19 protein-coding genes are annotated in these 19978 nt (G+C 67.5%); 12 read left to right on the plus strand and 7 right to left on the minus strand.

What is annotated here, in order from left to right; all coding sequences use genetic code 11:
• Nucleotides 1-24: 24 nt before the first annotated feature.
• Genes BTO20_RS05510 through BTO20_RS05525 form a run of 4 tightly spaced genes read left to right on the plus strand, consistent with a single transcriptional unit; the run spans nt 25 to nt 4905 of the window.
• On the plus strand, nt 25-1584 hold the full coding sequence (locus BTO20_RS05510; RefSeq protein ID WP_087074052.1) for a long-chain-fatty-acid--CoA ligase: 1560 nt from the start codon (nt 25-27) through the stop codon (nt 1582-1584).
• 15 nt (nt 1585-1599) lie between these two features.
• Nucleotides 1600-2559: an o-succinylbenzoate synthase gene (locus BTO20_RS05515; RefSeq protein ID WP_087074055.1), complete on the plus strand. Its 960-nt coding sequence runs from the start codon at nt 1600-1602 to the stop codon at nt 2557-2559.
• A gap of 45 nt (nt 2560-2604) precedes the next feature.
• A complete protein-coding gene (locus BTO20_RS05520; protein WP_087074057.1) occupies nt 2605-3750 on the plus strand; it encodes an LLM class flavin-dependent oxidoreductase in 1146 nt (381 codons plus the stop codon).
• Between the two features lie 9 nt (nt 3751-3759).
• Nucleotides 3760-4905: an LLM class flavin-dependent oxidoreductase gene (locus BTO20_RS05525; RefSeq protein WP_087074059.1), complete on the plus strand. Its 1146-nt coding sequence runs from the start codon at nt 3760-3762 to the stop codon at nt 4903-4905.
• 172 nt (nt 4906-5077) lie between these two features.
• Here the strand turns inward: BTO20_RS05525 and BTO20_RS05530 are convergent, their stop codons facing one another.
• The gene (locus BTO20_RS05530) at nt 5078-5422 is read right to left on the minus strand and encodes a type II toxin-antitoxin system HicB family antitoxin (protein ID WP_087081658.1); all 345 of its coding nucleotides are present in this window, start codon (nt 5420-5422) and stop codon (nt 5078-5080) included.
• Between the two features lie 100 nt (nt 5423-5522).
• On the opposite strand from BTO20_RS05530, the gene BTO20_RS05535 reads away from it, so the two are divergent.
• The 5 genes from BTO20_RS05535 to BTO20_RS05555 are packed head-to-tail and all read left to right on the plus strand — an operon-like array spanning nt 5523 to nt 10256.
• The gene (locus BTO20_RS05535) at nt 5523-6491 is read left to right on the plus strand and encodes a GlxA family transcriptional regulator (RefSeq protein ID WP_198344267.1); all 969 of its coding nucleotides are present in this window, start codon (nt 5523-5525) and stop codon (nt 6489-6491) included.
• A 10-nt stretch (nt 6492-6501) separates the two neighbouring features.
• Nucleotides 6502-7215, plus strand: coding sequence for a DJ-1/PfpI family protein (locus BTO20_RS05540; protein ID WP_087074063.1), 714 nt, complete (start codon nt 6502-6504; stop codon nt 7213-7215).
• Between the two features lie 33 nt (nt 7216-7248).
• Complete coding sequence (locus tag BTO20_RS05545) at nt 7249-8037, plus strand: alpha/beta fold hydrolase (RefSeq protein WP_087074065.1); 789 nt, start codon at nt 7249-7251, stop codon at nt 8035-8037.
• Between the two features lie 9 nt (nt 8038-8046).
• Nucleotides 8047-9705 carry a 2-succinyl-5-enolpyruvyl-6-hydroxy-3-cyclohexene-1-carboxylic-acid synthase gene (menD, locus tag BTO20_RS05550; RefSeq protein WP_198344268.1) on the plus strand — a complete coding sequence of 553 codons (1659 nt, stop codon included), beginning with the start codon at nt 8047-8049 and terminating at the stop codon, nt 9703-9705.
• An 8-nt stretch (nt 9706-9713) separates the two neighbouring features.
• Nucleotides 9714-10256, plus strand: a complete 543-nt coding sequence (locus tag BTO20_RS05555; protein ID WP_198344467.1) for a DUF3592 domain-containing protein — start codon at nt 9714-9716, stop codon at nt 10254-10256.
• On the opposite strand, the gene BTO20_RS05560 is transcribed toward BTO20_RS05555, so the two are convergent.
• Nucleotides 10214-10885 (minus strand): DsbA family protein, encoded by a 672-nt coding sequence (locus BTO20_RS05560; RefSeq protein ID WP_087074069.1) that lies wholly within the window; start codon nt 10883-10885, stop codon nt 10214-10216. The genes BTO20_RS05555 and BTO20_RS05560 overlap by 43 nt on opposite strands.
• A gap of 107 nt (nt 10886-10992) precedes the next feature.
• On the opposite strand from BTO20_RS05560, the gene BTO20_RS05565 reads away from it, so the two are divergent.
• Nucleotides 10993-12132, plus strand: coding sequence for a glycosyltransferase family 4 protein (locus BTO20_RS05565; RefSeq protein ID WP_087074071.1), 1140 nt, complete (start codon nt 10993-10995; stop codon nt 12130-12132).
• Between the two features lie 9 nt (nt 12133-12141).
• Here BTO20_RS05565 and BTO20_RS05570 read toward each other — a convergent pair whose 3' ends face one another.
• Complete coding sequence (locus BTO20_RS05570; protein WP_087074073.1) at nt 12142-12495, minus strand: ArsR/SmtB family transcription factor; 354 nt, start codon at nt 12493-12495, stop codon at nt 12142-12144.
• A 177-nt stretch (nt 12496-12672) separates the two neighbouring features.
• On the opposite strand from BTO20_RS05570, the gene mgtA reads away from it, so the two are divergent.
• Both mgtA and BTO20_RS05580 read left to right on the plus strand, forming a co-directional pair.
• The gene (mgtA, locus tag BTO20_RS05575) at nt 12673-15312 is read left to right on the plus strand and encodes a magnesium-translocating P-type ATPase (RefSeq protein WP_087074075.1); all 2640 of its coding nucleotides are present in this window, start codon (nt 12673-12675) and stop codon (nt 15310-15312) included.
• A gap of 26 nt (nt 15313-15338) precedes the next feature.
• Entirely contained in the window at nt 15339-16028 is a 690-nt protein-coding gene (locus tag BTO20_RS05580) for a demethylmenaquinone methyltransferase (protein WP_087081662.1), read from the plus strand.
• Nucleotides 16029-16194: 166 nt separating this feature from the next.
• Here the strand turns inward: BTO20_RS05580 and BTO20_RS05585 are convergent, their stop codons facing one another.
• The 4 genes from BTO20_RS05585 to BTO20_RS05600 are packed head-to-tail and all read right to left on the minus strand — an operon-like array spanning nt 16195 to nt 19973.
• Nucleotides 16195-17100: an oxygenase MpaB family protein gene (locus BTO20_RS05585; RefSeq protein WP_087074078.1), complete on the minus strand. Its 906-nt coding sequence runs from the start codon at nt 17098-17100 to the stop codon at nt 16195-16197.
• 19 nt (nt 17101-17119) lie between these two features.
• Entirely contained in the window at nt 17120-17698 is a 579-nt protein-coding gene (locus BTO20_RS05590; RefSeq protein ID WP_087074080.1) for a hypothetical protein, read from the minus strand.
• Nucleotides 17695-18918 carry an MCE family protein gene (locus BTO20_RS05595; protein ID WP_087074082.1) on the minus strand — a complete coding sequence of 408 codons (1224 nt, stop codon included), beginning with the start codon at nt 18916-18918 and terminating at the stop codon, nt 17695-17697. Before BTO20_RS05595 ends, BTO20_RS05590 begins: the two co-directional genes overlap by 4 nt.
• Complete coding sequence (locus BTO20_RS05600) at nt 18915-19973, minus strand: MCE family protein (RefSeq protein ID WP_087081664.1); 1059 nt, start codon at nt 19971-19973, stop codon at nt 18915-18917. The genes BTO20_RS05595 and BTO20_RS05600 overlap by 4 nt, the downstream gene beginning before the upstream one ends.
• Nucleotides 19974-19978 lie beyond the last annotated feature (5 nt).

Consider the following 19978-nt stretch of genomic DNA (forward strand, 5'->3'; position numbering starts at 1 on the left):
GGCGTGCCATGGCACGCTCACCACATGTCTGATTTGCCGACACCGAAGTTTCTCGACGAGCGGGTGGCGCACTGGGCCGCGACCAAACCTGACGAAGAGGCCATCACCTATCTGAGCCGGACGTGGACGTGGGCGCAGTGGTACGACCGCATCCGCCGGGCTGCCGGCGCGTTGAGCGCCAGGGGCATCAAACGCGGCGATGTCGTCGCGTTCCTGGACAAGAACCATCCGGCGTGTGCCGAGGTGACGCTGGCCGCGGCGTCGCTGGGCGCGGCCACCGCCATCATCAACTTTCGGCTCGCCGCCGACGAAATGGATTATGTCCTCAACGATTCCGGGGCCAAGGTGCTGTTCGTCGGGGCCGAGTTGAAGCCGGGCGTCGAGGCGATTCGGGACAAGCTGCCGGGTGTCGGCGAGATCATCGAGGTCAAACCCGAGGGTGACGACGAGTACGAGGCGATGCTGGCCGCGGCGACTCCGCACGACCGCGCCGCAGATGTCCAGAGCGACGACGTGTGCATCATCATGTACTCCTCGGGCACCACGGGCCGGCCCAAGGGTGTCGCGCTGACCCAGGCCAACGTCATCGCCCACACCATCAACGCGTTCGACAGCTGGGTTGCCGAGCCGGACGACAAGAACCTCGTGGCGATGCCGCTGTTCCACGTCGGCGGAACATCATACATGCAGTACGGCCTGCACAACGGCATCCCGAGCTACATGACCCGCGATGTCGACGGCGTCGCGCTGGCCGGCGGCATCCTGGCCGGCGCGAACCGGACCTTCCTGGTGCCGGCGGTGCTGGCCAAGGTGCTCGACACCGGGCCCGAAGCCGTGCAGTTGTTCGGCGGCCTGAAGACCTACGCCTATGGCGCGTCACCCATGCCGCTGCCGCTGCTGCGCCAGGCCCTGCAGGCCTGGCCCGAGACCGAGTTCATCCAGGTGTACGGGCTCACCGAGGTGTGCGGTGTGGTCACCCGGCTCATGCCCGAGGATCACCGCTCGGGTGACGAGGAGCGGATGGTCAGTGCAGGCAAGCTCATCCCGCAGGCGGAGGTGCGGGTCGTCGACCCGGATACCCTCGAAGACGTTCCCGCCGGCTCGCAGGGCGAATTGTGGTTCCGCACACCACAATTGATGAAGGGGTACCACAACAAACCCGATGCCACCGCCGAGGCCATCACGGCCGACGGCTGGTTTCGCACCGGCGACATCGGCCGCATCGACTCGCAGGGCTACGTGTTCGTCGAGGACCGGCTCAAGGACATGATCATCTCCGGCGGGGAGAACATCTACTCGATCGAGGTCGAGCGCGTGCTGGCCGAGCACCCCGCCGTCACCGAGGTCGCGGTCTTCGGCGTGCCCGACGAAAAGTGGGGTGAGGCCGTCAAGGCCGTCGTCGCCGTCGAGGGCGAAGCCTCCGAGGCCGATCTGATCGCGTGGGCGCGCGAGCGGCTGGCCGCCTACAAGTGCCCCAAGACCGTCGACTTCATGGAGGCCCTGCCGCGCAACCCCACCGGCAAGATCATGAAGAAGGACTTGCGCAAGCCCCACTGGGAGGGGCACGACCGCGCCACCGTGTGAGGCAGCATGTGAGGCGTGCCTTCACTCGATGATCTGCTGGAGCGGCTCTACGTGGTCGCCCTGCCCATGCGGGTCCGGTTCCGTGGCATCACCGTCCGCGAGCTCGCGCTGATCGACGGGCCGGCCGGCTGGGGTGAGTTCGGCGCGTTCGTCGAATACCAGCCGCCCGAGGCCGCGGCCTGGCTGGCCTCGGCCATCGAGGCCGCCTACCGGCCGGCCCCGCCGGTGCTGCGCGACCGGGTGCCGATCAACGCGACCGTTCCGGCGGTCGATGCCGCCCGGGTACCCGAGGTGCTCGACCGGTTTCCCGGGGCGCAGACCGCGAAGGTCAAGGTGGCGGAGGCCGGGCAGTGCCTGGCCGACGACGTCGCGCGCGTCAACGCCGTACGTGAACGCGTGCCGACCGTGCGGGTCGACGCCAACGCCGGCTGGACTGTGCCGCAGGCGGTCGACGCCGCCGCTGCGCTGACCGCCGACGGTGACCTGGAGTATCTCGAACAGCCTTGTGCCACAGTAGAAGAGCTGGCTTCGCTGCGCGCGATGATCGACGTGCCGATCGCCGCCGACGAGTCGATCCGCAAGGCCGAGGATCCACTGCGCGTGGTGCGGGCGAAGGCCGCTGACATCGCGGTGCTGAAGGTGGCGCCACTGGGTGGGGTATCGCGAATGCTGGACATCGCCGCGCAGATCGACATTCCGATCGTGGTGTCCAGTGCACTGGATTCCGCGGTCGGGATCGGTCGGGGGCTCCTGGCGGCCGCCGCGCTGCCGCAACTGCAGCATGCCTGCGGGTTGGGCACCGGCGGTCTTTTCGTCGAGGACGTCGTCGCGCCCGCGGTTCCGGCGAACGGGTTCCTGCCGGTCGGACCCGTCGTCCCGGAGCCGGATCGGCTTGCGGCGCTCGCTGCGGCGCCGGACCGCAGGCAATGGTGGATCGACCGCGTGCGGGCCTGCTATCCGCTGCTATTCGGGTAGGCGCTTACTCTAGGGAACTTCGTGCGGGTGTTTGACACTCGTGCAATGTCTGGCATGCGTGTGGGCCTTCTGGATCCGGCCATTGCTTCTCGACCCGCGGTGGACAGCTTCACCCGGGTCAGTTATCTGAGTGCCGTTGCCGCGGGGATCGACTCGTTCTGGGTGCCTGATCATCTCAACAGTCTGTTTCCGCGTGCGCTGTGGCAGCCGAAGTACTGCGGCGGTGCGAAGCTCCTGCCGTCCGCCGACGCCTACCTAGAGCCGTGGACCATGCTCGGTAGTCTCGCGGCGCGTAATCGGGTCGGCCGGCTGCGGCTGGGTGTCGGGGTCACCGACTCCGGCCGGCGCAACCCCGCGGTCACCGCGCAGGGTGCCGCGACGATGAACCTGCTGACGAGGGGTCGGTTCATCCTGGGCATCGGCTCTGGTGAGCGCGAGGGTAACGAGCCCTATGGGGTGGAGTGGTCGAAGCCGGTGGCGCGGTTCGAGGAGGCCATGGCCACCATCCGCGCCCTGTGGGATTCCAAAGGTGAACTGGTGAACCGGGATTCGCCGTATTTTCCGCTGCGCAACGCGATCTTCGACCTGCCGGCGTATCGCGGTGCCTGGCCACCGATCTGGATCGCTGCCCACGGACCGCGCATGTTGCGGAGCGTCGGACGCTACGCCGACGGGTATTTCCCCGCGTTTCCGCACACGCCGCAGGAGTATGCGCAGCGCCTCGATGTGGTGCGTTCGGCGGCGTCGGATGCCGGGCGTGACCCGATGTCGATCACGCCTGCGGTGGTCCTCTCGATCTTCACTGCGCCGACCCGAGCCGAGGTGGACGACGTGCTCGAGTCGGAGATCGTGCGGGCCGGTGCGCTGCTCGCCTCCGATGAGTTCTTCGCGCGCCACGGTGCGCAGCATCCATTGGGCGTCGGCTTCGCAGGTGCACAGGATGTCTTGCCCCAGGAGTGGGACGAGCAAACCGTGTTGTCCCACATCAAGGGCATCCCGACGGGCGTGATGCGGGAGATGGGGCTGGTCGGAACTCCAGCCGAGGTCATGGACCGGGCGGCGCAGTGGCGAGACTGCGGGGTGCGCTACGTCGTCGCGCTCAACAGCACTGTTCTGCAGCCCAGCCTGCGCAAAGGGCTTGCGGCACAGCGTCTCTTCTACTCCGTCGTCCGCAAGCTCAAGAAACTCTAGGAGTCGCCCATGTCTGGATTTCGCGTCGGCATCATGGATCCGGCGATTGCCTCGCGGCCTCGGGTGGACTCGTTCACTCGGGCCAGTTATCTGAGCGCGGTCGCGTGTGGCGTCGACTCCTTCTGGGTGCCCGATCACTTGAATGCGTTGTTTCCCAGGACGCTGTGGCAGCCGAAGTTTGCGGCGGGCGCAAAGGTTTTGCCCTCGGCGGACGCCTACCTGGAGCCGTGGACCATGTTGGGTAACCTCGCGGCTCGCAATCGGATGGCCCGCCTGAGGCTAGGTGTCTCTGTGACCGACACCGGGCGGCGCAACCCGGCGGTCACCGCGCAGGCGGCGGCGACGATGAATCTGCTCACCCGGGGCCGCTTCATCCTCGGTATCGGTACCGGTGAGCGTGAAGGCAACGAGCCCTATGGGGTGGAGTGGTCGAGGCCGGTGGCGCGGTTCGAGGAGGCCATGGCGACCATCCGCGCGTTGTGGGATTCCAAAGGTGAACTGGTGAACCGGGATTCACCGTATTTTCCGCTGCGCAACGCGATCTTCGACCTGCCGGCGTATCGCGGAAAGTGGCCGCCGATCTGGATCGCCGCCCACGGACCGCGCATGCTGCGGGCGGTCGGGCGGTACGCCGACGGGTATTTCCCGGCGTTTCCGCACACTCCGCAGGAGTACGCCCAGCGGTTGGATGCTCTGCGGTCGGCGGCATCGGATGCCGGGCGGGATCCGATGGCGATCACGCCTGCGCTGTGGGTCATGGTCGTGCCGGGGCGTAGCTCGGATGAGGTCGACGAGGCGCTCGACTCGGCGGTGGCCAGAGCCGGTGGACTGCTGGCATCGGATGAGTTCTACGCCAGGCACGGCGCCGAACACCCGTTGGGCGTCGGCTTCACTGGCGCGCAAGACATCCTGCCGCAGGATTGGGACGAGCAGACTGCGCTGTCCTACATCAAGAAAGTGCCGATGTCGGTGCTGCGCGAGATGTATCTGTGCGGGACGACCGACGAGATCATCGACCGCGCCATTCAGTGGCGCGATTATGGCGTCCGCCACCTCGTGGTCGCCAATATCGGTCCACTGCAACGTCATCTACGCAAGGGGCTGCTGTCGACTGTCTTGTTCGGTCGTGCGGTCCGCAAGCTCAAGAAGCTGTAATCACAGCTGTCACAGCAGCACCTGGACGTGTTGGGTGGGTGCACCTGGAAACCCGCTATCGCGGGCGGTATCAATTTATTTGGTATCGCCGGTGGTGGCGCATTTTTAGAGGTGGTATTCCTTCCGAGCCGCGACACGCCGAGTGTCGGACACTCCGAGCGTCGCCGCACCGCTAGTAGTACTCCGCGACAGCCTGCAGGCGCGCGGCGAGCTTCTGCACCACCCACTGGTTGAGCGACACGCCTTGCTCGGCGGCCTCGACGGCAAGCCTGGCGTGCAGCACCGGCGAGGCCCGCACCATGAACTTGCCGCTGTATCGGCGATCGGTCAGCGGCTCGGGCAGTCTGCCCTCGATGGCCACGATCGCCGCCACCTCATCGGCGACTTTCTTGGCGACTCCGGCGATCGCGTCCTCCGGCGTAAACGCCCGCCACCACAAATACGGGAATTCGAGGCACTGGCCCAGGTACCCGCGCGTCTCGTGCGACCAATCGGCACGATAGGTGTATTCCGTCATAGCGCCGATCATCGCGACACCATCCGACAAACCAGCTCATGTCCTGATCTGTGGGGTACATGGCATAGATGACATGCCCGACATCGCCAACACTGAAGTCATGACGCGATCGGTGGTGATTCTCGGCTACGCCGGCGTGCAAGCGCTCGACCTGGTCGGACCGTTCGACGTGTTCACCGGCGCGACCTTGCACCTGGCCAGTCGGGGCCGTGTCGACGACGGTTACACAGCCGCCCTGGTTTCGATCGACGGTCAGCCCGTCGCGACCCTCACCGGACTGGAATTCGTCGCACAACCACCGCCGGATCCGAACCTGCCGATCGACACCATCGTCATCCCGGGCGGTGTGGGCGCCGACACCGCCCGCGCCAATCCAGCTGTCATCGACTGGATCAGAACCGCGGCGCCGCACGCCCGTCGCGTCGTCACGGTGTGCACCGGCGCCTTCATCGCCGCCCAGGCCGGGTTGCTCGACGGATGCCCGGCCACCACCCACTGGTCCTCGGCCGGCCGACTAGCCGAGGAATTCCCCACCGTGGCGGTCGATCCCGAGCCGATCTTCGTCCGCAGCTCCGAAAGTGTGTGGACGGCAGCCGGGGTCACCTCGGGCATCGATCTGGCGCTCAAGCTGGTCGAGGACGACTTCGGCACCGACGTCGCCCAGACCGTCGCCCGCTGGCTGGTGCTCTACCTACGGCGTCCGGGCGGGCAGACGCAGTTCGCCGCCCCGGTGTGGATGCCGCGCGCCAAACGAGAACCGATCCGCGATGTGCAGGAGGCCATCGAGGCCCAACCCGGTGGTGCGCACAGCATCGCCGAGCTCGCACGGCGCGCCGCCATGAGCCCACGGCACTTCACCCGGGTGTTCACCGATGAGGTCGGTGAGGCGCCGGGTGCCTACGTCGAGCGGATTCGCACCGATGCCGCGCGGCGTCAACTCGAGGAGACCGACGACACCGTGACCGTCATCGCGACGCGCTGTGGGTTCGGCACCGCGGAAACCATGCGCCGCAACTTCGTTCGGCGGATTGGCATTTCGCCCGACCAATACCGAAAAACCTTCGCCTGAAAGAGGAGATATGCAGATCGCCATCGTTTTATACCCGGGTTTCACCGCGCTCGACTTCATCGGGCCCTACGAGATCCTGCACTACCTGCCCGACGCCGAGGTTCGATTCGTGTGGCATGAACCCGGCCCGATCACCGCGGACTCCGGCGTACTGGTCATCGGCGCGACCCACTCGTTCGACGAAACCCCTTCTCCGGACCTCATTCTGGTGCCCGGCGGGCCGACGACCATCGAGCACACCCGCGACGAGAAGCTCATCGCGTGGTTGCGCCAGGCCCATGAGACAGCGAGCTGGACGACGTCGGTGTGCTCGGGTTCGGTGTTGCTGGCCGCGGCGGGCATCCTGCGCGACCGCCGTGCGACGTCGCACTGGATGGCATTGCCGGTCCTGAAGACCCTGGGCGTGACGCCGGTCTCCGACGAGCGGATCGTCAACGCAGGGGACCAGATCGTGACCGCGGCGGGCGTCTCGGCGGGCATCGACCTGGCGATGTGGCTGGCCGGCCAGATCGCGGGCGAAGCCAAGGCCAAGGCCATCCAGCTGGGCATCGAGTACGACCCGCAGCCGCCGTTCGATTCCGGTCACATGTCCAAGGCGTCCGCCGCGACCAAGGCGGCCGCGACGGCGATGCTGTCGAAAGACGTCATGAAACCCGCCGCACTCAAGGCGACCACGCTGCTGCTGTGGGACCGCGCGCTCGACGCCGTGCGCGCCCGCCGCTGAGTCGGAGCTGATTCGGGCAGTAATGTCGGCCGGGTGAACCTGGCTTACGACGAACGAGGCAAAGGTGAGCCGGTGCTGTTCATCGCGGGCCGCGGTGGCGCCGGCCGCACCTGGCATCTGCACCAGGTGCCGGAGTTCCAGCGTGCAGGCTATCGCTGCATCACCTTCGACAACCGCGGCATCGGCGCAACCGAGAACGCAGAGGGATTCGACACGGCCCAGATGGTGGCCGACACCGCCGAGCTCATCGAGAAGCTCGACGCGGCGCCGGCACGCATCGTCGGTGTGTCGATGGGATCGTTCATCGCGCAGGAACTGATGCTGGCCCGCCCAGAGCTGGTGCACTCGGCCGTGCTGCTGGCCACTCGTGGTCGCCACGATCGCGCACGCAACTTCTTCCGCGAGGCCGAGCGCGACCTGGACCAGTCCGGGGTGCAGCTGCCGCCGACGTTCGACGCGAAAGTGCGCATGCTGGAAAGCTTTTCGCCGAAGACGCTCAACAACGACGTGTCGGCGCGCGACTGGAGCGAGATGTTCACCATGTGGCCCACCAAGCCGACGCCGGGCCTGCGCACCCAACTCGACGTCGGCCCAGACGGCAACCGGTTGCCCGCTTACGCAGCCATTCGCACGCCGGTGCTCGTCGTCGGTTTCGCCGACGATGTGGTGTTGCCGCCACATCTCGGGCAGGAAGTGGCCAAGGCCATACCGAACGCCCGCTACCTGGAGATTCCCGACACCGGCCACCTGGGCTTCATCGAGAAACCGCAGGAAGTCAACGCCGCGATCCTCAATTTCTTCGCTGAATCACGAGCCCAATAGGCTGTAGTGGTGAACCCATCGACGGCACAGGCCCGTGTCGTCGTCGACGAACTCATTCGCGGCGGCGTCCGCGATGTCGTGCTGTGTCCCGGATCGCGCAACGCCCCGCTCGCGTTCGCGCTGTCCGACGCCGATCGCGCCGGCTGGATCCGGCTGCACGTGCGCATCGATGAACGGACCGCCGGCTACCTGGCGATCGGCCTGGCCTGCGGGGCCGAGGGCACGCAACGCGCCCCGGTCTGCGTGGCCATGACTTCCGGCACCGCGGTGGCCAATCTCGGGCCCGCGGTGGTCGAGGCCAATTACGCTCGGGTTCCGCTGATCGTGCTGAGCGCCAACCGGCCGTACGAACTGCTCGGCACCGGCGCCAACCAGACCTTCGAACAACTCGGCTACTTCGGCACCCAGGTGCGGGCCAACATCAGCCTCGGGCTGGCCCCCGACCTCAGCGGTGGTGCGCACGGCGAGATGGATGCCCTCAATGCGCAGTGGCGCTCGGCGACGTGTCGAGTGATCGCGGCCGCCACCGGCTCGCGCACCGCCAACGCCGGCCCGGTGCAGTTCGACATCCCGCTGCGGGAACCGCTGGTTCCCGACGACGCCGCAGGCCCGTCCCCGGCGTTTCCCGGCGGCAGGCCCGGTGGCAAGCCGTGGACATTCACCCCGCCGGTCACCTTCGATCAGCCGTTGGACATCGACCTGACGCCGGACACCGTGGTGATCGCCGGGCATGGCGCGGGTGTACATCCGAACCTGGCGGAGCTGCCGACGGTCGCCGAGCCGACCGCGCCGCCTGCCGCCAACCCGCTGCACCCGCTGGCGCTGCGCCTGGTGCATCCGCAACAGGTCATCATGTTGGGCCGGCCGACTCTGCACCGCCCCGTGTCGTCACTGCTGGCGGACCCCTCGGTGCCGGTCTATGCGTTGACGACGGGCCCGCGCTGGCCCGATGTCTCCGGCAATTCGCAGGCCACCGGCACCCGCGCGGTCACCTCGGGGACTCCGAACCCGGCGTGGCTGCGCCGCTGCGCCGAGATGAACCGGCACGCTGTGGCCGCGGTGCGCGACCAGCTCACAGCTCATCCGTTGACCACCGGCCTGCATGTTGCGGCGGCGGTGGCCGCAGCCGTACGACCGGGTGACCAGCTCGTGCTCGGTGCGTCGAACCCCGTGCGGGACGCCGCCTTGGTGGCGCTGGACGCCACGGGTGTGAAGGTGCAGTCGAACCGCGGGGTGGCCGGCATCGACGGCACGGTGTCGACAGCCGTCGGCGCAGCCCTGGCCCACGAGCGCGTCGGCCGCACGATCGCGCTGATGGGCGATCTGACCTTCGTGCACGACAGCTCCGGGCTCTTGATCGGCCCGACCGAGCCGACGCCGCGCGACCTGACCATCGTCGTCTCCAACGACAACGGCGGAGGCATCTTCGAGCTGCTCGAACAGGGCGACCCGCGGTTCTCCGACGTCTCGTCCCGCGTCTTCGGCACGCCACACGACGTCGACGTCGGTGCCCTGTGCCGCGCCTATCACGTCGAGCATCGCCAGATCGAGGTCGACGGGCTGGCCGATGCGCTGGCCGAACCGGGCGGCGCGATGCGGGTGCTGGAGGTGAAGGCCGACCGGTCCTCGTTGCGCGCGCTGCACGCGTCCATCAAGGCAGCGTTGTGAGAGTGCGCGTGAGCGCGGCCGTGCATCGGCTGCGCGCGTCGGCGCAGACCCTGCTGCCACGGCTCTCGGGGGAGGCCTGCGAGACCCGCTCCCAGCGCGTCATCCGCCGGGTCCGTATCGGGGTGGTGATCGTCGCGTGCCTGGTGACGTTGCAGTCAGTGCTGCTGGTGCTCGGCGCCTGGCGCAACGACCGCCAGATCGAGCGGCACATGGGTGTGGCGGCCGCCGAGGTGCTCAGCGCGGGCCCGCGGCGCTCGACCATCGAGTTCGTCACGCCCGACCGGGTGACCTACCGACCGGAGCTCGGCGTGCTCTATCCCTCTGAACTCGACACCGGCATGCGGATCTACGTCGAATACGACAAGAACGACCCCGACCTCGTGCGGGTGCGCAACCGCAACGCGTCCTTGGCGATCGTTCCGGCCGGGTCCATCGCGGTGGTGGGCTGGCTGGTTGCCGGTGCGGCACTGGCCGGGCTGGCGTTGCTGCAGAAGCGGCTCGACCGTCGTCAGATCGCCGACAACAGCTTGGCCAGCCAGTTGTTGTCGTAGATGTCGATGATGTTGTCGTTCTTCAGGTCGTAGACCGTCGGTGTGCCGATGGTGTCCTGGATCTCGCTGAGGAATTCGACGTTCTGGTCGGCCATCTCGCCGGTGTCGACACCGGCCTCACCGGCGGCGATCTTGGCGACGTGCTCGGACCCGACGCCGCTCTCGCGCGCCATGTCGGCCAGCTCCTGATCGCTCGGTGCCTGGGCACCGGGCTGCTGGTGGCTCCACAGATCCTCGACGTAGCGCTGGAATTGCACACCGCCGGTGCCCGGGCCCGCCGCGAGGAACAGGGCATTGCTCACCCGGGCCGAGTAGTCGTGGCCGTCGACGTCGAGGAACGTCATCGGGCGGTAGGTGACGGCGAGCTCACCCAGGTTGATGTAGCTGCTGATCTCATCGCCGAAGTCGTGCTGCAGCTGGGCGCAGTGCGGGCACTGGGGTTCGGTGAAGATCTCGATCTGTAGCGGCGCATCGGTGAACCCCACCTGAATGCCCGAGCCGTCCTTGGTGATCTCGGTCGGCGGGCCGTTGGGATCGGGAGCGGCGGTGCCGGAGACCACCTGGGTGCAGCCCGCGGTGGTCAGTGCCAAGCTCATCGCCAGCGCGCCGAGCAACCGCGTGAACCGCATGCCACCTGAGCGTAGTCCCAGGATGTCCGGAGCGGGCAGGTCAGGTTTTTGCGTGTCGTATCCCCGTCGGCAACCTTTGCGACAGGTGCCGCTGCGACGATCGTGACGTGCGCGTGGCAATCGTTGCAGAGTCCTTCCTCCCGAATGTCAACGGCGTCACCAACTCCGTGCTTCGGGTGATCGAACATCTCCGCCGTACCGGCCATGAGGTCCTGGTCATCGCGCCGGACACCCCGCGCCGGCAACCGCCGGCCGACCGGGTCTACGACGGTATCCGGGTGCACCGGGTGCCGTCGCACATGTTCCCGAAAGTGACCTCGCTGCCGCTGGGCGTGCCGCGGCCCCGGATGGTCAGTGTGCTGCGCGGGTTCGCGCCCGACGTCGTGCACCTCGCGTCACCCGCGCTGCTCGGCTGGGGCGGCGTGCATGCCGCCCGGTACCTGGGTGTGCCGACGGTCGCGGTGTTCCAGACCGATGTCGCCGGTTTCGCCGAGAGCTACGGCGTCGGCGTGCTGTCGCGGGCGTCCTGGGCGTGGACGCGTCGGCTGCACGCCAAGGCCGACCGCACCCTGGCCCCGTCCACCTCTGCGATAGAAAACCTTGAAGCCCATGGCATTCCACGGGTCTACAAGTGGGCTCGCGGAGTGGACATCACCGGTTTCGCGCCGTCCGCGCGTGACGAGGCGCTGCGGGCGTCGTGGTCGCCAAATGGTCGCCCGGTGGTCGGATTCGTCGGCCGGCTGGCACCGGAAAAACATGTGGAACGGCTGGCCGCCCTCGCGGCGCGTGACGACCTGCAGCTGGTGATCGTCGGCGATGGCATCGACCGCGCAAAACTCCAAACAATGCTTCCCTCAGCGGTTTTCACCGGTGAACTACGCGGGCCGGCGCTGGCCGCGGCGTACGCCAGCATGGATGTGTTCGTCCACCCCGGTGAGCATGAGACGTTCTGCCAGGCGGTCCAGGAGGCGATGGCGTCGGGTCTGCCGGTGATTGCTCCCGACGCCGGTGGCCCGCGAGATCTCGTGGCGCCGTACCGAACCGGGCTGCTGCTCGGGGTCGACGAATTCGAGGCCACGCTGCCCGCGGCGGTCGATCATCTGATCGCCGAACGGGCGCGGTACTCGGTGGCGGCGCGTCGCAGTGTGCTGGGGCGCACCTGGCCGGCGATCTGCGATGAACTGCTCGGGCACTACGAGGCCGTGCAGCCGGGCGCCGACGTGACGCTGCGCCGGCATGCCGGATGAGTCGGGTCGCTATGCGTGGCGGGCGACGTCGGACGCCCTGAGTGTGGGCTGAGCTGCGCTGAGCGCCACGCGGATCACCGCGAGGGCATTGTCGTCGGTGGCCACGTACACCTGCCGTTTGCCCTGCCGCTGGGCGCGGACCAATCCGGCGAGCTTGAGTTTGCCGAGGTGGTGGCTGACCGTGGCGATGCTTTGGCCGGTCTTGTCGGCCAGGGTCCCGACGTCCTGCTCGCCGCTGTCGAGCAGCCACAGGATGTGCAGCCGCACAGTGGCCGACAGCAGACCGAACAGCGACGCGGTGTCCTGAAGCACCCGGGGCGACACAGGGTCGACCGGGTCGGGCGCGGCGGTGGGGGCGGGCACGGAACTCCTCTCGATGTCCCTGACCTAGACTGTCTCATACTCAACACTTGTGCAAGTGTTTGAGTTTCCTGGTTGGCCGCTGTTGTCCGACCAGATCAACGCGAACGCGACAGCCAGGTCCGGCGCCGCGCGTGGGTACCGTGGACAACGCTATTTCGACCGCGTGAGGGGCCGACGATGACAGACGACGCAGCCGGCCTCGGCACTGTCCTCGACGACCAGAACCACCGCCTGTGCGAGCTCGCCGCTGCACCCGTGTTGACCCTGTTTCACCAGGTGCACAGTTCTCCGCGCGGTCTCACCGAATGCGAGGCCGCCGACCGGCTGAGCCGGTTCGGTGACAACGACCCCGCGCCCGCCGACGAGGACAGTGCGTGGGCGCGGCTACGGACGGCGGTCCGTAGCCCCTTCGTGGCATTGCTGGCCGGGCTCGACCTGGTGTTCCTGCTCGTCCGCGACATCCGGGGAGTGGGAATCGTCAGCCTGATGATCGCCCTGGCGGTGCTGCTGCGGCTGTGGCAGCAGACCCGTTCGGAGCGCGCCACCCGTGCGCTCGAAGAGCTGGTGTCCGCGACGGTGACGGTGCGTCGCCGCGCCGACGATGACGACGAACCCATGGAGCGCGAGGTGTCGCCACAGGACCTCGTTCCCGGCGACATCGTGTTGCTGGGCGCCGGCGACGTCGTCACCGCCGACGTGCGGCTGATCACCTCCACCGACCTCGTGGTCGATCAGTCGGTGTTGTCGGGCGAATCGCTACCGGTGTCGAAGTCGGCGCGGCCGGGCCCGTCGGGTGCCGAGGCCGGGCTGCGCGACGCGGTCGTCGATGCGCCCAACCTGTGTCTGTCGGGTACGGCCGTGGTGGCCGGCGCCGCCACCGGCGTGGTGATCGCGACCGGGCCACGCACCTACACCGGATCGTTGACCAGATCGGCTGCGGCGATCCGTCCGGAGTCCAGCTTCGACCGCGGGGTCCGCGCGGTCGGCTGGACGCTGATCCGCTTCATGCTGGTCATGGCGCCCATCGTGTTCGTCGTCAATGGGCTGGTGAGCGGCGTGTGGGCGCAGGCGGCGATGTTCGCCGTCGCCGTAGCCGTCGGCCTCACCCCTGAGATGCTGCCCGTCATCGTCACGACGAATCTGGCCCGCGGAGCCGCCCGGTTGGTCAGCGAGAAGGTTGTCGTGCGGCGGCTCAATGCCATTCAGGATCTCGGTGCGATGGACGTGCTGTGTGTGGACAAGACCGGAACCCTCACCGAGGACCGCATCATCTACGCGCACAGCATCGACGTGACCGGACGCCCCGATGAGGCCGTCGCCGAATTCGCTTATCTGAGCGTGTATTTCCAGGACTGCGCGCACAGCCCACTCGATGCCGCGATCCTCGAACTGCTCGGTGGCGGGCAGATGGAGTTCATCGCCGACGCCGCGTTCGCCAAGGTCGATGAGGTCGCGTTCAACCATCGCCGGCGTCGCAACACCGTGGTGGTCACCCGGCAGCGCGACGAGCACATCATGATCTGCAAGGGTGACCCCGACCAGGTGTTGGCCCGCTGCAGCGAGATCCGCATCGACAACCGCGTCATCGCCTTCGACGACGAGCTGACCGCCGAGGCCAAGGAGATCGTGGCGACCTACCGGCGCCAGGGCATGCGGGTGCTGGCCGTGGCGGTCAAGGAGTTACCCGCGAGGTGGGAGGACTACGGCGAATCCGACGAATTCGGCTTGGTGCTGGTCGGTTTCGTCGGCTTTGTGGACCCGATCCGGGAGAGTGCGGGCGCTACCGTCACCAGCCTCGCGGATCACGGCGTCGGGGTGAAGATCCTCACCGGCGACAGCCGCGTGGTCGCTGCGCAGGTGGCCAACCACGTCGGGTTGGACTCCCACGCAACGGTTCTCGGAGCAGACATCGATGACGCCGGCGATCATGAGCTGCGTGCGCTGGCCGGCGCGGCTGACGTGTTCGCCGAGCTGACGCCGGCGCACAAGGCGCGCATCGTCGCGGCGCTGCGGCAGGAAGGACACGCCGTCGGCTACCTCGGCGACGGGGTCAACGACGTGGCCGCACTACGTATCGCGGACGTCGGGATCGCTGCCGACACCGCGGCCGACGTCGCCAAGCAGGCGGCCGACCTGATCCTGCTCGACCGCGACTTGGCCGTCGTCGCACGCGGTGTCGTCGACGGCCGTCGCACGCTGGCCAACACCATGAAGTACGTCAAGATCACCGCCAGTTCCAATTTCGGCAACGTGCTCTCGGTGTTGGCGGCCAGCGTGCTGCTGCCGTTCCTGCCGATCCTGCCCATTCAGCTGATGGTCCAGAACCTCCTGTACGACACCGCACAACTCGCACTGTCCTGGGATCGCGTCGACGACGACTACCTGAGGGTTCCGCAACGGTGGCGCTCTGGCGGGCTCATCGGATTCATGCTCACGTTCGGCCCGCTCAGCTCGCTATTCGACCTCGCCACGTTCGGTGCGCTGTGGTGGGCTTTCGGCGGTGCAAATGCGCCGTCGTTGTTCCAGACGGGCTGGTTTGTCGAGGGTCTGCTGACCCAGCTGCTGATCGTGCTCGTGCTGCGCACCCGCGAATTGCCGTGGCGCCGTCCCGGCCCCGCGGCGATTGTGGTGCTTGCGTTGTGGTGTGCGGCCTCCATCGGCCTGGTGCTGCCCGTGACGCCGTTGGCCGCGCCGCTGCACCTGACGTCGCTGCCGGCCGGCTACGTGCTGTGGTTGGCCGTGGTCGCCGTCAGCTACGCCTCGTGCGCGCAGCTCGTCAAACACCGGTACCTGCGGCGGCACCGGGCATGGCTGTGACCGACCGGCCGGGTAGCGTCAGCACGGTGAGTCGAGCGAGCCTGGAGAAAAACCCGCACGAGGTCGCGTCGATGTTCGATGCGGTGGCGCGGCGCTACGACCTGACCAACACCGTGATGTCGCTGGGCCAGGACCGGTTCTGGCGGCGTGAGACCCGCGCGGCGTTGGGCATCGGACCGGGGGACAAGGTGCTGGACCTCGCGGCAGGCACCGTGGTGTCGACGGTCGAACTGGCCACCTCGGGCGCGTGGTGCGTCGCCGCGGACTTCTCGGTCGGGATGCTGGCGGCCGGTGCGGATCGGCCGGTCCCCAAAGTCGGGGCCGATGCCACCCGGCTGCCGTTCGCCGACGGCGTGTTCGACGCGGTGACCATCAGCTTTGGGCTGCGCAACGTCGTCGACCATGTGGAAGGGCTGCGGGAGATGGCCCGCGTAACCCGGCCCGGCGGCCGGCTCGTCGTGTGCGAATTTTCCACGCCGACCAATCGCGCGTTCGCCACGGTCTACAAGGAGTACCTCATGCGGGCTCTGCCGGCTATGGCGACCGCCGTGTCGAGCAACCCCGAGGCCTACGTCTACCTCGCCGAGTCGATCCGGGCATGGCCCGATCAGGCCGAGCTGGCCCGCCGCATCGGAACAGCCGGTTGGTCAAATGTGCGCTGGCGCAACCTCACTGGCGGCATCGTCGCGCTACATGCCGCGACGAAGCCGGAGTAGGCGCGGCTGCATGGGCCACCGACAAGTTTCGGTGCTGACCGCACCGACATTCACGTCAGGGACAAATTCCGCGGCTCATTTGTCCCTGTGGTGAATCTCGGTGATCGCGCACACTGATTCGACAAGTCCGATAGCTCGGCTGGCCCGCCACCGCGCGTGCTTACGCTCAGATCAGTGCCTTCTTACGCCGGATGCGTCGGCGCAGATCGGTCATCAGCACAGCGTAATTGCCGTTGCGCAAGGACTTCGGCAGGAACCGGTTGACGAATGACACAAACAGGAAGAGGTGCTCGAACCGGCGTCGGTCGGTGTCGGTCCAGTCGAATCCCATCACGTCGCGGAACACCGGTGCCAGAAACCCGATGGTGAGAAACCGCAGCAGCGGAGCCAGCATGACGCGCAGTACCGGGTTGATCATTTTGAGCTGCACCAGGCGCATCAAGTAGTCGTAGACGAACGGTGTCATCTGCACCCGCTCGCACGCGGTGTTCCAGTACGCGTCGAAGTCCGCGCGGGTGGCCGGCCACTGCTCTTCGAGCACCTGCAGCGTGGTCCCGATCGGCATGGCGCTCTGATAGAACCCTTCGGCCTGTTCATCGGTGAGCTTGCCGTACAACAGCTGATGGGTGTCCTCGTAGAAGATGAACAGGCAAGCGGCCACCCATAACTGGAGTTCGCGGTTGAACGCGTTGTAGGACACCGGACTTTCGGCGGTGGACCGCACCTGCCGATGCGCGGCGTTGACCGCCTCGCGGTAGGCGGCGCGCTCCTCGTCGGTGCCCAGGATCGCCACGGCCAGATACTGTGCGGTGGTGCGCAAGCGTTTCCATGGGTGACGCACCAGGCTGCCCGACTCGACACGGCTTTCCGCCACCCCATAGCCCACTTCGGGCCAACTCATCTGCATGATCACGTTGGCGGCGGCACCGGCGGCCGACCAGAAGTCCAGCGCGTCGGTGAGGTCGACGTCCTTCTTCCGGTTCCACCGGGGTACCCGCTGGGTGATGGTGATCCTGGTCTCCGCGGTGGTCAGCCGGGGCGGCGCCGCGAGATCGACGTAAGTGGCTGGCATGAAGGTCCTTTCGAGTCGCTCACACGGTCTGCACGTCGTTGACGATCCAGCGGTCCCCGCTGCGGACCAGCGACACCACCATCCGGTACTTCTGATTGCTGCCCTGCGGTGCAGTCACGTTGGTGACGTGCTGGTCGACGAACGCGATCACGGTCGCGGAGTCCTTGTCGAGCCGCTCGACGGCAACATGGTCAGCCGTCGCGGTGGCCACGCCCTTGCTGGTGACGACGATGTCGCGCAGCGCCTTGACCATCTCGTCGTATTTGGTGGCGAACTCCGGGGTGGAGTCGGCGACGATACGCCCACGGTTGGCGTCGAGGTTCTGGTAGTCGAACGCGGCCATCGCCACCAGATAGTCGTGTGACATCGAAACAGCCTGTGCTCGCAGCGTTTCGGTGTGCCGGTGCCGGTACTCGCCGATCGACACCACGGTCACTCCGGCCACAGCGGCTGCCACCAACAACCCAACCAAGGCGATCATCAGCCGCCGCGGGGGCCGGCGCCGCGGCGCGGGGTCGTCAGCGGGCTCGGGCTCGGAGTCTGGGCGCTCCAAGGTCAGAACCGTCTCGGCGCCCTCGTCGTCATCGTCAGGATTCACTGCGGTCCGCCTTTCAGGATGCTGCGCCACTTGTAGACCAGTTGGGCCAGGGTCGGGATCTTCACGGGGTCGTCGACCACCGGTGGGCCGATCGGATATCCCGGCGTCTGGGAGTGCTGCAGGCCCAGGTCGTTGGGCCGGGGCGCGTTGACCGCTCCGCGCATGCCGAGATCCGGTGCGGGCGGGCAGTACATCACCAGATCGGGCTGGGTGGGGCTGACGTCGCCGATGGCCCGCCGGTCCACGTCGTAGTTGCACACCGGACCCTGGGTCGCGATCAACGAGAAGTCGGCCCGGGTCTGGCCGGTGGCGTCGTGCTTGACGATCGAGGTCAGATCCTGCAGACCCTTCGGGATCGTGGAAAGTCCGGTCTGCAGGGAATCGGTGCGGTCACCGATGATCGGCATCACGGTGGCGAGGTTGGCCAAGGTCGCACCGAACGTGCCGCGGTAGGTGTCCAGGACGCGCTGCAACGAATTGAGCGTCGCCGGTGCATGATCGGTCAGGTACAGGAACACCGGGCCGCTGCCGTCGAGTTGGGTCGCCAACCGGGCGCTGGCCGCCATGCCCCGCACGAACGGGTCGTGCTGCGCGGCCATAGTGGTCACCAGGTCGGCGGTGCCGTCGATCAGCAACTGCAGTTGGCCGGCCTGGCGGTGGATGCGCCGTGAGATGTCTGCGCCGTTGTCGATCAGAGCGGCCAGGCCGGGGCCGAGCCCGTCGAACGCATTCGACAGTTCGGTGCCCACCTCCCGGACAGACTGTGCATCAATGCCTTTCACGAGCTGCGCGGTGTCGCCCATGATGCGGTCCATTTGCACCGGTTGGCGGTCGGCGGGGGCCGCGATGGTGTCGCCCGAAGCCAGGTACGGTCCGGTGTCGGTCTGCGGCAGGATGTCCACACTCTGGATCCCGGCTGCGGTACCCATGCCGATGGTCATGATGCTGTCGTGCGGGATCCGCGTTCCGGGGTCCAGCGCCAACCGCACCATTGCGGTGCCGTCGCGGTCCAGCCACACCGCATCCACCGTGCCTACCTGCACACCCCGCACGGTGACGCTGGTCCCGGCGGTCAGCCCGAACGCGTCGGTCATCGTCGCGTTCAGCAGCAGTGGTGTGCGGAAGCCTTGCGGGCCGGCCACATAACGCACCCCGAACGGCACCACGATCGCCGCGATGGCAGCGAAGATCGCCAGCTGGACCACCACCAGGCGTCTCACTTCAGACCTCCCGACAGAAACCCTTCGAGCGCCTGGTCACCGGTGATCGGCGTGCCGTTGACGATCAAGCCTCCGGTGAGCAGCTTGTCGATGGTGCCCGGAATGTCCAGGGCGCCATCGAACATCAGGTAGTCGCCGTGCACCGACTGGCCGAACTTCTGCAAGAAGGTGTTCATCGCCGTCAGCGTCGCGCCGATGCGGTCGTTGAAGGTGCCGAGGAGTCCGACCACGGTGTTGGCGTCGGTCACCATGGCACTCAGGTCGGCTCCGGCCAGCACGTTGTTGGCGGTCGCGGACAGCGCCGTGGTCGAGGCGAACAGGCTCTGCAGTTTGGCGCGCTGCACGTCGAGCATGGCCACGACTTTCGGCACCGTGTCGAGATAGCCGGTGACGGCCTGCTGTTCGCGGTCGAACTGCCCGGTGATACTGGCCGCGAGGGTCATGGCTTGGTCGAATTCGCCCTGGTGGTCAGCGGCTTTCGCGGTCAACTGCGACATCGCGTCGATCAGGCCACGTACTTTCGGGCCGCGGCCGCTGAACGCCTTGTCCAGTTCCCCGACGATCGTGGTCAGTTGGTCGACGCCGCTGCGGCTGAGCAGTGCCCCGAAAGTGGCCAGCGCGCTTTCGATCTGCGGTCCCAGCTGCGTGTGGCTCGGTGGGATGACGTCGCCGTCACGCAGCTCCCGCTGTGGCGGATGGTCGGGAGCCGTCAGCCTGACGAACGGATTACCCAGCGCCGAGGGAAGTTCCACGCTGGCGACGGTGTTGGCACCCAGGCCGCTGGCGTCCTGCAGGCTGAGCCGCACCGCGGCACCGGAAGCTGCCATCGTCATCGCGCTGACCCGGCCCACCACCTTCTGCCCGTTGCGGACGTCGGCCCCGATGGTGATGCCGTCCGCGGTCGGCAGCACCACGGTGATGGCCATGGTGTCGCCGGGAGCGGTACGTCCGACCGGGAGATCCTGAATCCCGATGTCGCTCAACGACCATACTGCGACGCAGGCGGCGACGACGGCCCCGGCGGTGGACACGGCGGGCAATGCAGGTCTGCGCATACTGA

It is taken from the genome of Mycobacterium dioxanotrophicus, from assembly GCF_002157835.1.
In the GTDB taxonomy this organism is placed as follows: Bacteria; Actinomycetota; Actinomycetes; order Mycobacteriales; family Mycobacteriaceae; genus Mycobacterium; species Mycobacterium dioxanotrophicus.